Origin of the sequence: Auraticoccus cholistanensis (genome assembly GCF_009742705.1) — a bacterium.
GTDB classification, from domain to species: Bacteria; Actinomycetota; Actinomycetes; order Propionibacteriales; family Propionibacteriaceae; genus Auraticoccus; species Auraticoccus cholistanensis.
This window is the reverse complement of record NZ_WPCU01000004.1, coordinates 275,803-290,582: the sequence shown is the minus strand read 5'-3', so window position 1 is coordinate 290,582 and position 14,780 is coordinate 275,803. Positions and strand designations below refer to the sequence as shown.

The following is a 14,780-nucleotide window of genomic DNA, read 5'->3' as shown; positions in this document are numbered from 1 at the left end:
GGGGACGCAGAACGAGCCCGCGGGGGCCACAGCTCCCCGCGGGCTCGTGAAGCGGTCACCGTCACTCCCCCGAGATCCGGCGGGAACCGCTGGGGTGAGCATGTCACCCATCACGGGGTGCGTATGGGTGAAGCAGGGGTGAATCCGGGGGTGATCGATCTACCCTGTGGGGTATCAGGGGGTTCGAGGGCCGCATGTCGGGGTGCGGCCACGGGGTTGGGGGTCGACCGTGAGGGGTGCCGCCGGACCGGGACGGGTGCCGTCGCCGCCCCCTGCCACCCTGCCCCGGCCGCGGCTGACCGCGCTCCTCGACGAGCACCTGGGGCGGACGCCGGTCGTGCTGCTGCGGGCCCCGGTGGGCTACGGCAAGACCCAGCTGCTGTCGGCCTGGCTGGCGGAGCGGCCCGAGCTGCGCGCCCGCACCACCTGGGTGTGCCGGCTCGACGGCGACCCCGCCGGTGAGCTGCACCGGCTGCTGGCGGTGCCGCCGCGCGCGGACGGGGGACGTCCGCTGCTGGTGGTCGACGACCTCGAGGTGGTCGCCGGTCCCGCGCTGCAGGCCGCCCTGGTCGAGCTCGCGGTGGTCCGCCGCGCCGTCGACCTGGTGCTGTCCTCCCGCACGGTGCCGCTGATCCCGGTGGGCCTGCTGGTCTCCCGCGGCGAGCTGGCCCAGGTCGACGACGACGACCTCGCGCTGACCCGGGAGGAGGTCGAGGCGCTGCGCGGGCAGCCCGACGCCCTCCCGGCCGACGTCCTGCTGGAACGCACCCAGGGGTGGCCGGCGGCGGTCCGGATGCTGGTCGACCACGGCGGCGACCACCGGCTCGCGCGGGTGCTGGCCAGCTACGTCGACTCCGAGGTCCTCGACCACCTGCCGGGGGAGGACCGGCGGCTGCTGCAGCACGCGGCCCTGCTGCCCGTGCTGGACCCGGCCGCCGCCGAGGCGGTCACCGGGCACCCGGACGCCCTGGCCCGGTTGACCCGGCTGCACGAGTCCGGCGTGCCGGTGCGCTGGGCGGCGCCGGAGCGACCCGCGCTGAACCCCCTGGTCCGCGAGCGGCTGCTGACCCGGTTGCAGCAGGAGGACCCCCAGTCCGCGGCCGCGGCGACGCAGCGGGCGGCGCAGTGGCTGCACGCCGCGGGACGCCCGCTGGAGGCCGCCCGGCTGCTCGTCGACGCGGGTGAGCACCCGGCGGCCACCGCGCTGCTGGCCGAGGGCTTCGTCCAGCACGTCTACACCGACACCGCCACCGTCCGGACGCTGCTGGAGGAGATCCCGGAGGAGGGCGGCTGGCTGGTCACGATGATGCGGGCCGTCACCTACCTGCTGGCCGGAGACTCCATCGACCCGGCCGTGGTGCTGGCCACCGTCGAGAACCGGGTGCAGTCCAGCTCGGCGCCGGTGCCCGAGGCCGACCAGCTGGCCCTCACCTCGTTCCGGCTGCTGATGTGGCGCTCGGTCAACTACCGGCAGGAGCCCGACCTGGCCCTGCTGCGGGAGGGGCCGCTGACCCTGCCGGTCGACGGCCGGGGGCACCGGCGGGCGGTGGCCTCCTCGGCGGCCGTCCGCGCCGAGTACGGCTTCTGGCTGCTGCACCACGGTGAGCTGGCCGAGGCCGGCTCGGTGCTGAACGAGGCTGTGACGCTGGCCCGGCTGGCCGAGGTGGGCTGGCTGGGGGTGCAGTCGCTGGGCGCGTGGGGCTGCGCCCTGGCGATGGCCGGCCAGAACGAGCAGGCCCGCGACCTGGTGGCGCAGGCGGAGGCGCTGGCCTCGGCCACCGGGGTCTGCGGGGCGCCGCTGCACCTGGCCCGGCTGGGACGGGCCGCCACCCTGGTCGACGACCTGCGGCTGGCCGAGGCCCGGGACCTGCTGGACCGCCAGTTCGCCGAGGTGGCGCCGCAGCCCGAGCACGGCGCGCTGCTGACCTACCTGGACGCCTCCATCCGCACCCTGGTCGGCCACGAGGCGGAGGCGGTGGAGCGGATCGCCTCCTTCCGGATGTCCACCCCCCACCTCACCGGCTACCAGCGCACCGTGCTGTCGATGGGCGCCTTCCGCGCCCTGCTCGAGCTGGGCCGGCTGGAGGAGGCCGAGCGCGAGGTGCAGCTGATGGCCGAGGTCGCCCCCCCGCGGCAGCAGCCCCTGGTCGACCTCTCCCGGGCCAGGCTGCTGGTCAAGCAGGGCCGGCCCGGCGAGGCGGTGCCGCTGCTGCGGCCGTACCTGGAGCAGCCGACCGGCCTCAACCCGCGCGAGCTGCTGGGGATGCTGGCCACCACGGTGGTGGCCGCCGAGCGCTGCGGGGACGACCACCTGGCCGAGCAGGCCCAGCACCAGATGAACGCGGTCAGCGACCAGGTCGGGGTCGGCCGGGGCACCTCGCGGCAGGCGCTGCTGATGCAGCGGCTGCGGGACCGCAGCACGATGCTGTCCCCGACCGAGCTCAAGGTGCTGCGCCAGCTGGACTCCGAGCGCTCGCTGGCCGAGGTCGCCGCCACCTTGTTCGTCTCGGCCAACACCCTCAAGACGCACCTGCGCAGCATCTACCGCAAGCTCAACGTGCCCGGACGCCGCCAGGCCGTCGAGCGCGCCCGCCTGCTCAACCTGATCTGATCCGCCACCCCGCCTGGCGGGTGGCGGCGCAAGGGTGTCTGTGTCACGCGTCCGACTCACGGGCAGTTGTCTCGTCCAGACGCAGGCCAGAGGGCAGTAGGGACGCCGGTCGCTCTCGGTGCCTGACATAGCTGTTCATATCCGGCAGGCCGCGGCCCGTACCGTCGACTGACTGATCAGATGTCCTACCCAGCCACGGAAGGACGACTGCAACATGGTCGGCGGTCTGGTTGTTCGTGGACCGGAAAAGGGTCAGGAGCCCCGCAGGATGATGCTTGTTACGTGACTGAGGTGCCCTTGTATAGCGTCACAGGTACCTGCGAACTGCCAGAAGACCTTCCACAAGGACAAGCATGTGACGGCGACCTTCACCATCATTCCCGCGTCACTGGGAACATACTGCCGTTCACTCGTCGGGACCGACACTCCGCATGAGCTCGCGCTCGAGGGTGGCGACTGTTTCTCGCGCTAACGCCAGTTCATCGACGATGTTCTCCTGGCGAGCGAACTCCTCCGCTACCCCTACGGCATCTCTCAGACTCGCGACAAGCGTGTTGAGGCGGCTCGCAGTGCTCATAAGCGTGTCTGGGAGTCCGATCTCGATACGGAGGTGCCTGTCGTCCTTATCGTACCCACGCCTACGAAGCCCTTTAGGGAAAGGTGGCGCAATGTCGCCATCTACAAGGAAGACGACGTTGACGTTGAGTGGTGCGCGACGCGCGGCGACAAGCGCCGAGACCGCATGAGTGACAGCTCGCGCCTGCTCACGCCACGCCCGCGAATTCTCACCACTGCCTCCGATCACGATGCCGCACGACAGCGCTACGCCGGAATTGTCGGGGAGGCTAGTCACCTGCAAGCTTTCCACGCCGTGGTTCGCGATTCACGGGCCCGGTCTCGACTGTACGAGTTCCCTCTGCATGCGTAGCAGGTGGGAACGGTTCCCTCGGGCTACAAATTCCATTCCTTCATCCTTCGTATACCCTCCAGCATACCGGGCGCTTGCTCCTTAAGGGTGATGATTCGAGCGCAGCCTTGTCCCCGATCGGCCATCGGCGGCACCTGCACCGGGGCTCGTCCCAGGCCGGGTGACCCAGTCGTGGACGATCGTCATCGCCTCGCGAGCCACTGCGGCGGCTAGCAGCAACGTGGTTGAGTCAGCGCAGCGACCAGCGGGTGAAGAGATAGCCGTCCTCGGTCAGGGCCTGCAGCAGCCGGGCGGGGCGGGGTGGGCGCAGACCGGGGCCCTGCACGATGCGGGGCGCGTCCCCGCCCACCAGCCGCGGGGAGGTGGTCAGCACAAGCTCGTCGACCAGGTCCGCCGCCAGCAGCGTCTCGTTGAGCCGGGCCCCGCCCTCGCAGCCGATCCGTCCCCGTCCGCTCGCCCGCAGCCGGCCGACCGCCTCGACCAGGTCCAGGACGTCCTCGCCGGCCGTCAGCACCTCCGCCACCTCGGCCAGGGCGGCGAGGCGCGGGCAGGAGCGGGGCACCAGCACCACCGGCCGGGTCCGGGCCTCGGTGAACAGCGGGTGGGTCAGGTCCAGGTCGCCGCTGCTGGTGACGATGGCCAGCCCCGGGTGCGGGGTCTGGCCGCGGGCCACCCGGCGGGCCGACTCCTCCGGCGCGGCCAGCAGCGGCCCGTAGCCCTCGGCCCGGATGGTGCCGGCGCCGACCAGCACCACGTCGGAGACGCAGCGGGCGGCGTGCAGCAGCCGCTGGTCGGCCGGTCCGGTGAGGGCGCCGACGCGGCCGTCCAGGGTCGCGGCCCCGTCCACGCTGGACACCATGACCGTGCGCAGGTGCGCCGGGCCGGGAGCCAGCAGCTCGGTCTCGAGGTCGACCAGCTCACCCGGGTCCAGTCGGTGCATGCCCCGGATCCTGCCACCCGTCGGGCGGGGGCGCCGTTCAGCGCCCCGGGACCGGCCTCCGCTCGCGGGCCGCGTGCCCCAGCAGCGCCACCAGGACGGTCAGCAGCCCGGCGACGCCCAGCCCGGCCGCGATGTGCAGCCGCAGCAGCAGCGCACCGGCGCAGGCACCGAGCAGGATCAGCAGCACCGCCAGCAGCCGGCGGGGGAAGTTCTTGCCGTCGCCGCCTGCCAGCCGGGACTCCGAGGCGAGCCCGACGATGGTCGAGGTGACCACCACGGTGGTGACGTCGGCCACCGCGAGCCGCCGCGCGGTCGCCGCCTGCAGACCCATCACCAGCCCGATCAGACCGGTCACCACGGCCCCCCAGACGGTGCCGTGGACGGGCACCTGCAGCAGGCTGGCCGCACCGGTGAGCAGCAGCGCCACCCCGACGAGGGCGAACAGCGAGGTGCTGCGTCCGCTCCACCCGGTGCGGGCGCCCCGCAGCGCGCGTCCACCGACGGCGGCCCCCAGCATGAAGGCGAGCAGGGCGATGGTGGGCCCGAGGATGGGCAGGTCGTCGGCCTGGGCCAGCGCCATGCCGAGGATCACCACGTTGCCGGTCATGTTGGCGGTGAAGACCCGGTCCAGCCCCAGGTAACCGACTGCGTCCACGATGCCGGTGGTGAAGGTGAGGGCCAGCATCATCACCAGGTGCATCCGGGCCTGGTCCTCGCGCAGTCGTCTCATGGGCAGCCATGATGGCCGCGCCGGCCGGACGCCCGGACTGCGTCCCAGCGGCGTGGGGCAGGATGCGCGGGTGCACGACGCCGCCTGGACCATCCGTCCCGCCCGACCCCAGGACGCCGAGGGCTGGGTGGAGTGCCACCTGCAGGCCCTGGCCGAGACCTACCCCGCCCAGCCGGCGGAGTTCGTGGCCTCCCGCCGGCGCCAGCAGGCCGAGCTGGTGGACCAGACGCGGGCCGGGATCGCCGCCGCCGACGGCCGGGACGACCGCTGGTGGGTCGGGCTGGACGCCGCCGGCACCGTGGTGGGGATCGGGCACTCCTGCCGGGGCGCGCAGGAGTGGGAGCGGCGGCTGCTGGCCAGCTACCCCGACCACGGCCTGGGGCTGCACCGCGGGGTGGACGAGCCCGGGCTGCGGCAGCTGACCACCCTGTACACGCTGCGACGCACGCACGGCTCCGGGCTGGGCGGGGCGCTGGCCGCGGAGCTGGTCGGCGGCGAGCCGGCCTACCTGTGGATCATGACCGGCAACGACCGGGCCGAGGCCTTCTACCGCCGGCTCGGCTTCAGCCGCGGCTCGGTCGCGGTCCCGTCCGGACCCACCTGGTTCGGCTGGCCGATGTTCCAGCTGGTCCGGTCCGCCGGCACCGCCGCGGCGTGACCCGGCTCAGCCGCCCAGCGCGTCGGAGATGGTCGACTGCAGCTGGACCACGGCCAGCACCACGAAGAACACCGCGATGAGGCCCAGCGCCAGGTTCCCGCCGATCCTGTTGCGCCACTGCCGCGGAGTGCGGTCGGTGTTCAGCAGCCAGATCAGGGTGACGGCAAGGAAGGGCATGAAGAAGGCCCCCAGCACGCCGTAGGCCAGGATGACCGGCACCGGCTCGCCGGCGAAGACCAGCACGATCGGGGGGAAGGTGAGCCAGACCAGGTAGAGCTTGAACCACTTCCCGCCGGTCCGGGTCTCGGGGTGGCCGGGCTCGAGGCCGCGGGCGTGGCCGACGAAGTCGGCGAACATCAGCGAGACGCCGTTCCACACGCCGAGGATCGAGGAGAACGAGGCGGCCCAGAATCCGACCAGGAACAGCTTGCCGTAGACGGCGCCGTAGCGCTCGGACAGCACGTCCGACAGCGACAGCAGCCCCCGCTCCCCCGACTGAAGCGCGATGCCGCTGGAGTAGAGCAGCTCGGCCCCGACGATCAGCATGGCCACGACAAACACGCCGGTCACCACGTAGGCCATGGCGTTGTCGAGCCGCATCACCTTCATGAACCGCGGCGTGTGCCAGCCCTTCTCGCGCAGCCAGTAGCCGTAGGCGGCCAGCGTGATGGTCCCGCCGACGCCGCCGGCCACGCTGAGCACGTTGATCATCGACCCCTCGGGGATGCGCGGCACCAGACCGTTCAGGACCTGCAGCAGGTTCGGGGTGGCGAGCACCGCGGCGCCGACCACGGTGAGGAACATGATGCCGACCAGGACGGCCGTGATCTTCTCGAAGCCGGCGTACTTGTTGAACCACACCAGCACGAAGCCGATCAGCCCCGAGCCGATGGCGAAGGCCTCGATGGAAACCGCCGGGAACAGCGCGGCCAGCGGCAGCGCGGTGGACAGCATGGCCGAGGCCCCGTAGACGAAGCCCCAGATCACGATGTACGGCGCGAAGTAGACGGTGGTCCAGCGGCCCAGCGAGCGCCAGCCCTCGAAGATGGTGCGCTCGGTGGCCAGGGAGTACCGGCCGGCGCCCTCGACCAGGATGATCTTCAGCACGCAGCCGAGCACGACCACCCACAGCAGCGCGTAGCCGAACCGCTGCCCGGCCACCAGGGTGGCCACCAGGTCGCCGGCGCCGACGCCGGTCGCGGCCACCATCAGCCCCGGTCCCACCACCTTCCACCGGGTCGGCGGTCCGGCGACGTCCGCGCCGGGAGGCCGGGAGGCGCTGCTGCTCATCGTCGAGACCACTCTTCCGCGTCGGGGGCTGCGCACCCCGGAGACGGGTGCGCAGGCGAGCCAACCACACGCCGCTCCCGGCGCTCAACAGGTCACCGCCGCTCCGGGTGGGGCGGCGGTGCGCGCGCGATAGCACCTCGCCGCCTCCCGGCGCCAGCCCGTCGACGTGGTCGACGGCGTGTCGGCCCGCACCCGGCGGCGTGTCGGGCGGTGATCCACAGCCGCTGTGCACAACTGGGGGTGACTGCACGCCCGGAGCCTCCCTGTCAACCCCGGCCACGTCGGCGCGGCGGCGGCGAGAACGTGGGGAAAAAAGTTGAATCCCCCGGCGGACGGCGGCATCACCCCTAGTCAGTAGCACTTTGGGAGCGGGACGCCCGCGGTGTCCACACCGGTGTGCCCAGCTTCTGCACAAGGCTGTCGCGTGTCTCCACAACGATCTGCCGGTTGTCCCCAGGGGCTGTGGACAACGGTGCTTGGCGGTGGCCTCGGGCCGCCCTATGGTTGCCCGGCGAGCACCTCTCCCGACACGGTCGTGGCGCTCGACGGAACTGTCCGACCCGCTGCCTAACGTGGGTCCCGCAGGTCGTCGAGCCGCCGGCCGCGAGGCGGGAGGAGGTCGTCGACCAGGGGTTCAGAAGCGTGCCCGCCTCGCTGCGGCGAGCCTGCGCGCTGACGCCCCGAGCAGGTGATGGGGACGGGCGCAGACCCGCTTGACGCAGGGAAGGGTGCCGATGAGCCGCAGGAGTGTCCGATGAGCGTCGCCGAGATCCGCGAGCTGGATCCGGGGGCGCGCGCAGTCGACCGCACTCCCCCGCAGGACCTGGCCGCCGAGCAGAGCGTGCTGGGCGCCATGCTGATGAGCAAGGACGCGATCGCCGACGTCGTCGAGACCCTCAAGGGGGCCGACTTCTACCGCCCGGCGCACGAGTTCATCTACGAGGCCATCCTCGACCTGTACGGCCGCGGCGAGCCCGCCGACGCCATCACCGTCGCCGCCGAGCTGACGAAGCGGGGCGAGATCGGCAAGGTCGGCGGCCACCCCTACCTGCACGACCTGCTGGCCAGCGTGTCCGTGGCCGCCAACGCCGGCTACTACGCCCAGATCGTGCACGAGAAGGCGATCCTGCGCCGGCTGGTCGAGGCCAGCATCAAGATCGCCCAGATGGGCTACGCGGGCCAGGGCGACGTGGCCGACCTGGTCGACGCCGCGCAGGCCGAGGTGTACGCGGTCACCGACGGCAAGACCAGCGAGGACTACCAGCCGCTGTCGGCGCTGATGGAGTCCACCCTGGACGAGATCGAGGCGCTCGGTTCGCGCTCGGGCGACATGGCCGGCGTGCCCACCGGGTTCATCGAGCTCGACGAGCTCACCGGCGGCCTGCACGCCGGGCAGATGATCATCCTGGCCGCGCGCCCCGCGGTCGGGAAGAGCACCCTGGGGCTGGACTTCGCCCGCGCCTGCGCGATCAAGAACGGGCTCTGCGCGGCCATCTTCAGCCTCGAGATGAGCAAGACCGAGATCACCATGCGGCTGCTCTCGGCCGAGGCCCAGATCCCGCTGAACCACATCCGCAAGGGCACCATGACCGACGAGGACTGGACCCGGCTGGCCAAGAAGATGGGTGAGGTCAGCGAGGCGCCGCTGTTCGTCGACGACTCCCCCAACCTGACGATGATGGAGATCCGGGCCAAGGCCCGCCGGCTCAAGCAGCGCCACGACCTCAAGCTCATCGTGATCGACTACATGCAGCTGATGACGTCGGGCAAGAAGGTCGAGTCCCGCCAGCTGGAGGTCTCGGAGTTCTCCCGCCAGATCAAGCTGCTGGCCAAGGAGCTCGAGGTGCCGATCGTGGCCATGTCGCAGCTCAACCGTGGCCCCGAGCAGCGCACCGACAAGAAGCCCATGCTGTCGGACCTGCGTGAGTCCGGTTCGCTGGAGCAGGACGCCGACATGGTGATCCTGCTGCACCGCGAGGACATCTACGACAAGGAGTCCGCCCGGCTCGGCGAGGCCGACTTCATCGTGGCCAAGCACCGCAACGGGCCCACCAAGACCGTCGAGGTCGTCTTCCAGGGCCACTACAGCCGCTTCGTCGACATGCAGCACTGAGCCGCCGGCCGGTGTCGAGATGCAGCGAATCTTGAGAATGCCTACGTACTGTTCAACAACCTCAGTCGAGTCAACCTGGCGCGGCGTAGAGGCGGTGAGGGCACCATGGTCCCGAGGTCCGGTCCGGCAGGCGGCCAAGGTGGTCAGGTTCCCCCAGCGCGAAGGTACGGCTTCCCTCACGTGCATGGAGCGCGGCGTTAACGCGTCACTCGCTCTGCTACACGCCGATGGGAGAACGAACTTGTCGGTCCTGACCGCTAGGTTGATGTGAAACTTCGACTCGCAGACTGCGGAGGACTCGTGGCGCCATCACACGTAGATCACAGACTGGCCGCCTTGCTCGACGAGTCAGTCGAGGAGACCGCTGCCACGGGCGCTGCTGCTCCGGGCTGGCGGAATGGGAGACTGCAGTGACGGTGACCAAGACGATCGCCGAGGAGCCAATCGTGGTCAGGTCCAAGCATCGCGTCAAGACCTATGGAGAGGTGCTCACGCCTCGCCACATGGTCGACCGCATGCTCGACCTGGTGCGTGAGGAACTCGAGACTGGCGCCGACTTCGTCGACAAGACATTCCTGGAGCCGGCAGCCGGGGATGGCAATTTCCTGGTGGCGATTCTGCATCGCAAGCTCCGTGCGGTCGAGAGGCGGTACCCACGCGAGGAATGGCCGGAGACGTCGCTGTTCGCCCTCGCCTCGATCTACGGCATCGAGCTGCTGGAGGACAACCACCGCGATGCCAAGGAGCTCATGCTCGCCGAGTTCGTGGGCTTTCACGAACGGCACGGTGTGCCCTGCGGCCCGGACACGGATCTTCAGCGGGCGGCAGCCTTCCTCATCGGCACGAACATCGTGCGGGGCAACACCCTGACGGGCCGGACGCCGAATGGGGAGGACATTCAGTTCTCGTGGTGGCACCGGATCGACGGAAAGCCCGGTCAGACGAGAAGCGCACCGAGCAGGCAGTCAAAGCGCAGGTCGAGCGTGCGTACGCCGAGCACAACATCGCCAGCAGGCACCTCGTCGACCCGCACCTGTCCGTGCCGATGTACGTTCGCGACAGCTCGGAGGGTCAACAACAAGGAGATCTTGCGCCGCGCCAGGGTCGCGATGAAGGAGGCAGGACGAGTCGACTATGCCCAACCGGCCTGCGCCTGGCTGTGGTGCCAGTTCCGCAGGTGCCCGCCAGTATGGGTGAACGTGGCATCCGTGCCCGGCGAACCCGAACCGCAGCCAACGCGGCCCCGGTACCGGACACGACCGTCGACTCCCCAGCTGGCAAGCGACGGGCCGGCAAGGCGCCGAGGGGTGACGGCCTGTTTAGCAACGACCGTCCGGATCCGTGGGACGAGAAGATCCTGATCAACGTCAAGGAAGCCGCCTGGATGCTCTCGCTGCCCGAGCATGCGATCCGCCAGGCCGTCACTTCCGGCGACGTCGACCGGGTCTTCATTGGCGCAGGAACCAAGAATTCCGGATTGTCTACGTCTCCCTGCTGGCGTGGGTCAACGACATGCGCCGGCACTCGAACAGGAGCTGGTGGTGACGTACGACCCGAACGAATGGAACGCACCGGATCCACCCAAGCTCCTCGTCCGTCTCGGCCAAGCGGGTCGCCGCCGAACTGGACATCTCGATCTCGAGAGCGAACGAGATCTGCTGGTGCCTCGACCGCCGCTTCTACGGCCCAGAACAGAGCCGCTACCGCGTCACCGTCGCCTCGTTCAATGCCTTCAAGGAGCTCCTAGAGATGGGCTTGTCCATCCGCGCAGCGAAGGCCGTCATGGGGCACTACAAGCGAGACGGCGGGCTCCCGCCGGCCGACCTGGAGAGGGAGACCGCGGACCGGATGTACTGGCGGGCCAGGCAGCGCTGGTGACCTCCGCAAGGCTGCCGCCGCGCTCGACCTCCGGCCCGAGAGAACATGTTCGGCCGCAGGAGATCGGAATGGTTCATCTGCCATCAGCGGTCGCGAACGGGGAGACTGCAGTCATGAGCAACGCAGACGTCGACGCACTGACCGACCTCACCGCGCCGTCACGCCCGAAGTACGACATGGAGCTCGGGCGCGAGGTCAGACCGTTGATCGCAAACATGCTCGGCGACGGCGTGTCCGTGATCGACCCCGCGACGACGATCTGGACGGCATCGGCGGCAGAGGACCTCCGCGCGAGGATCGGCGACAACCCACTCGTCGGCACCGGGCAGGGCCAGTGGGACAAGCTCGACAAACAGCTGGCCGGAGCATCGCGCGAGGTCGTCCTGCTGGCGGCGGAACTCGTATTCCTGCGCGAGCATCCGGTCCGGTCGGCTCTGCCTGAAACTCGCAGAGCTCATGTCGAAAGAGTCCTTGCCCACCTCGACTCACCGGTCGCCATCCCACCGTCGATGTCGACCTGGCTGTCTCGACCTTCAGGTACAGCCGGTTTCGAACCGGGGCAGGCGTACAACGGCTCGCTGTGGCGCCACGTCATCTGGGCCTCGACCTTCGTGCGCTACTGGAGCGGCCTGCCCGAGGCCGATCGTGCAAGTGCACGAAACGATCCGTGGGAACTGCAGCGAGTCATGCTCGCCTCGGGTGAGGACCGCTCTGACATCCGCAACGCGCTTCAGTTTCTCGCTCGCCCTGACGTCTTCGAGCCGATCTCGTCCGCACGGATGAAGGAGCAGATCCGCACGGGATTGGCCGACAGGATCGGCGGAGCTACCGGAAGCGATGCCATCGCTATCGACCGCGACCTCCTCGCAATCCGCGCGGCGCTGACCCCCGAGGTAGAGGGCGCCTTTCACTTCTGGACGCCAGGCGTGCGCGAACTCTGGGACTCGTCCCGAACCTCCAGCGAGAGCGGAGACTCGACTGCGGCTTCAGACGAGCCCCGCCCACGCCATTACTGGCTGTATTCGCCCGGAGCGCAGGCATCGGAGTGGGACGACTTCTCCTCCCGCGGTGTGATGGGGCTCGGGTGGGACGGCATTGAGGATCTCGCGACCTTTGCGAGCCGGGAGGCGGTCCGGCAGGCCTTGGACGTCGACGGAACGGGCGGATCCCACCGGAACGCATCACTCGCGTTGTGGCAGTTCCAGAACGAGATCACAGTCGGCGACGTCGTCTATGCCAAGCGTGGGCGACGGGAGATCGTCGGCCGGGGCGTGGTCACCTCCGAAGCCCGGTACGAGCCAGAACGCGAAAGCTTCCGTCACATGCGGTCGGTCGACTGGACGCACACCGGTTCGTGGGAACACCCCGGAGACGCTGCGATCAAGACGCTCACCGACATCACCAACTACCGCGACTACGTCGAGCAACTCGAAACCTTGGTCACCGGTGAGGCCGAGCCAGAGCCGCCCGTCTTGGTCACCGAGCTCCCGGCGTACGACAAGGAAGCCTTCCTCAGCGAGGTCTACCTCACCGAGGAGCGATACGACCGCCTGAGCGCACTCCTCACCCGCAAGAAGAACGCGATCCTCGCCGGTCCGCCTGGCGTCGGGAAGACCTTCGCAGCCAAGCGACTGGCCTACTCGATCATGGGAGCGAAGGACCCCAGCCGGGTCCAGACCGTGCAGTTCCACCAGAGCTACTCCTACGAGGACTTCATGATGGGGTACCGCCCCACCGAGTCCGGTGGATTCGTCCTCGCAGAGGGCCCGTTCTACCGGTTCTGCGAGGCCGCTCGGGAGGACGACAACGACCGGCCGTACTTCTTCATCATCGACGAGATCAACCGCGGCAACATCTCCAAGATCTTCGGCGAACTCCTCATGCTCATCGAGGCCGACAAGCGCGGCCACGACCTGCGCTTGCTGTACAAGAACGAGACGTTCTCCGTCCCGCCCAACGTCCACATCATCGGCATGATGAACACGGCCGACCGCAGCCTGGCCGTCCTCGACTACGCACTACGTCGCCGATTCGGGTTCTTCCAGATCTCACCTGGCTTCGACTCCGCCGGGTTCCTTCGCTGGCAGCAAGAGGCCGGCAGCCCAAGCCTCGACGCTCTCGTGGCAGTTGTAGTCGGCCTCAACGAAGCCATCGCCGAAGACCCCGCGCTCGGACCGGGCTTCGCCATCGGACACAGCTACCTCTCCAAGCCGCTGAATGGCGACGCCGACGACGCGTGGCTGCACTCCGTCGTCGAGGACGAACTGGTTCCGTTGCTCGAGGAGTACTGGTTCGACGAACCCGCGAAGGCAAAGGAGTGGACCAGCAAGCTGCGGGCCGCAGTGGCATGACAACCAGCTCGATCGCCATCCGGAACGTGTACGTGATGATGGCGTACGCCTTCCGAGCCATCCGCATCGCCGGCACCGAACAGATCGCCTCAGAGCACTTCGACCACCTCCACGACCTGCTCGCGAAGATCTTGGTCCGCGGCGTTGGCGCGCAGGTCAAACGAGGCCTCCACCACGACTATCTGCACCGACGTGAGGAACTCGTCGGCGTCCGTGGGCGCATCGACCTCACTCGAACAATCGCGAGCCGCTCGAACACACCAGGGCGGCTGGTGTGCGAGTTCGACGAATACGAAGCCGATACGCCCCACAACCAGGCTTTAAAGTCCGTGATGGTGCTCCTGCTCCGCCACGGTGACGTCGATTCGGACCGCAAGGACGCACTCCGCAGGCTCCTGCCGCACCTCGACGCCGTCACCCTGATCGCACCGACCTCAATCCGCTGGAGCGACCTGACCTATCACCGTGCCAACGCCACCTACCGGCTGCTTCTGGGAGTCTGCGAGCTCATCGTGCGCGGACTACTCCCGACCCAGGACGCCGGCACCACCAAGCTCACCTCGTGGATCTCCGACGAGGCTATGAGCAGCCTGTACGAGCGGTTCCTACGTGAATACTACGCCCACCACCATCCCGAGCTGTCGCCCGCCGCTCGGATAGTCGCCTGGGACCTCGACGAACTGAGCGACCCCGGTACGCAGCTGCCTCAGATGCGCACCGACGTCACCCTGAGTCACGGCGATCGCACCTTGATCATCGATGCGAAGTACTACAGCCAGTCGATGCAGACCGGAGCCTGGGGCAAGTCGACCATCCACTCGGGAAACCTCTACCAAGTGCTGGCCTACGTGAAGAACCAGGACACCGCCCGCGACGGCTCCGTGAGCGGGCTGCTCTTGTACGCGCGAACTGGCGCCACGGAGCAGCCCGACGTCGACGTCGTCGTACAAGGCAACCGGATCGGGGCGCGAACCCTCGACCTCAACCGGCCGTGGGAGCACGTCAGCGGTCAACTTGAGGATGTCGTGCGGCGGTGGTTCGAGAGCTGACGGGATCTGCTGCAGGTTCGCTGACACCTGATCGTGCAGCAGTCCCCCTGTCCGCGCCGCGTTGCCATGCGTTAAGCATCTCCCACAACCGCACGCTCTCATGCCGCTGACGGGCCAAGCTCGAGCAGGCGGTTTGCCCCTTGCCCAGACGGCGGTCGACGTCGGCCGGCTCTGTCACCCTTGCCCGCTGCGTGGCTCAGGGTTGGTGGAGGGAAGAAATCTGTCCGCTGGG

At 69.2% G+C, this 14,780-nt stretch carries 10 protein-coding genes; 7 read left to right on the top strand and 3 right to left on the bottom strand.

Translation table 11 applies throughout. The features are described from left to right. The first annotated feature begins 229 nt into the window (after nt 1–229). Nucleotides 230–2,611 (top strand): LuxR C-terminal-related transcriptional regulator, encoded by a 2,382-nt coding sequence (locus tag GC722_RS19145; protein WP_156608112.1) that lies wholly within the window; start codon nt 230–232, stop codon nt 2,609–2,611. 1,157 nt (nt 2,612–3,768) lie between these two features. Here the strand turns inward: GC722_RS19145 and GC722_RS03815 are convergent. Together GC722_RS03815 and GC722_RS03810 are read right to left on the bottom strand one after the other, a co-directional pair. Next, the gene (locus GC722_RS03815) at nt 3,769–4,479 is read right to left on the bottom strand and encodes a dihydrofolate reductase family protein (RefSeq protein ID WP_156608110.1); all 711 of its coding nucleotides are present in this window, start codon (nt 4,477–4,479) and stop codon (nt 3,769–3,771) included. A 37-nt stretch (nt 4,480–4,516) separates the two neighbouring features. After that, nucleotides 4,517–5,209, bottom strand: coding sequence for a YoaK family protein (locus tag GC722_RS03810; protein ID WP_156608108.1), 693 nt, complete (start codon nt 5,207–5,209; stop codon nt 4,517–4,519). Between the two features lie 70 nt (nt 5,210–5,279). Here GC722_RS03810 and GC722_RS03805 point away from each other — a divergent pair, with 70 nt between their 5' ends. Then, on the top strand, nt 5,280–5,867 hold the full coding sequence (locus GC722_RS03805) for a GNAT family N-acetyltransferase (protein ID WP_156608106.1): 588 nt from the start codon (nt 5,280–5,282) through the stop codon (nt 5,865–5,867). A 6-nt stretch (nt 5,868–5,873) separates the two neighbouring features. Here the strand turns inward: GC722_RS03805 and GC722_RS03800 are convergent, their stop codons facing one another. Further along, complete coding sequence (locus GC722_RS03800; RefSeq protein WP_156608104.1) at nt 5,874–7,157, bottom strand: Nramp family divalent metal transporter; 1,284 nt, start codon at nt 7,155–7,157, stop codon at nt 5,874–5,876. 754 nt (nt 7,158–7,911) lie between these two features. Here GC722_RS03800 and dnaB point away from each other — a divergent pair. The 5 genes from dnaB (at nt 7,912) to mcrC (ending at nt 14,548) form a co-directional block, all read left to right on the top strand. Further along, nucleotides 7,912–9,270 (top strand): replicative DNA helicase, encoded by a 1,359-nt coding sequence (gene dnaB, locus GC722_RS03795; protein ID WP_156608102.1) that lies wholly within the window; start codon nt 7,912–7,914, stop codon nt 9,268–9,270. 416 nt (nt 9,271–9,686) lie between these two features. Beyond that, a complete protein-coding gene (locus GC722_RS03790; RefSeq protein ID WP_156608100.1) occupies nt 9,687–10,631 on the top strand; it encodes a DNA methyltransferase family protein in 945 nt (314 codons plus the stop codon). 388 nt (nt 10,632–11,019) lie between these two features. Beyond that, the gene (locus GC722_RS18835; protein WP_269449709.1) at nt 11,020–11,148 is read left to right on the top strand and encodes a hypothetical protein; all 129 of its coding nucleotides are present in this window, start codon (nt 11,020–11,022) and stop codon (nt 11,146–11,148) included. 113 nt (nt 11,149–11,261) lie between these two features. After that, nucleotides 11,262–13,499: an AAA family ATPase gene (locus tag GC722_RS18090; RefSeq protein WP_156608098.1), complete on the top strand. Its 2,238-nt coding sequence runs from the start codon at nt 11,262–11,264 to the stop codon at nt 13,497–13,499. Next, nucleotides 13,466–14,548: a 5-methylcytosine-specific restriction endonuclease system specificity protein McrC gene (mcrC, locus tag GC722_RS03780; protein WP_197429759.1), complete on the top strand. Its 1,083-nt coding sequence runs from the start codon at nt 13,466–13,468 to the stop codon at nt 14,546–14,548. Before GC722_RS18090 ends, mcrC begins: the two co-directional genes overlap by 34 nt. Nucleotides 14,549–14,780: the final 232 nt, after the last annotated feature.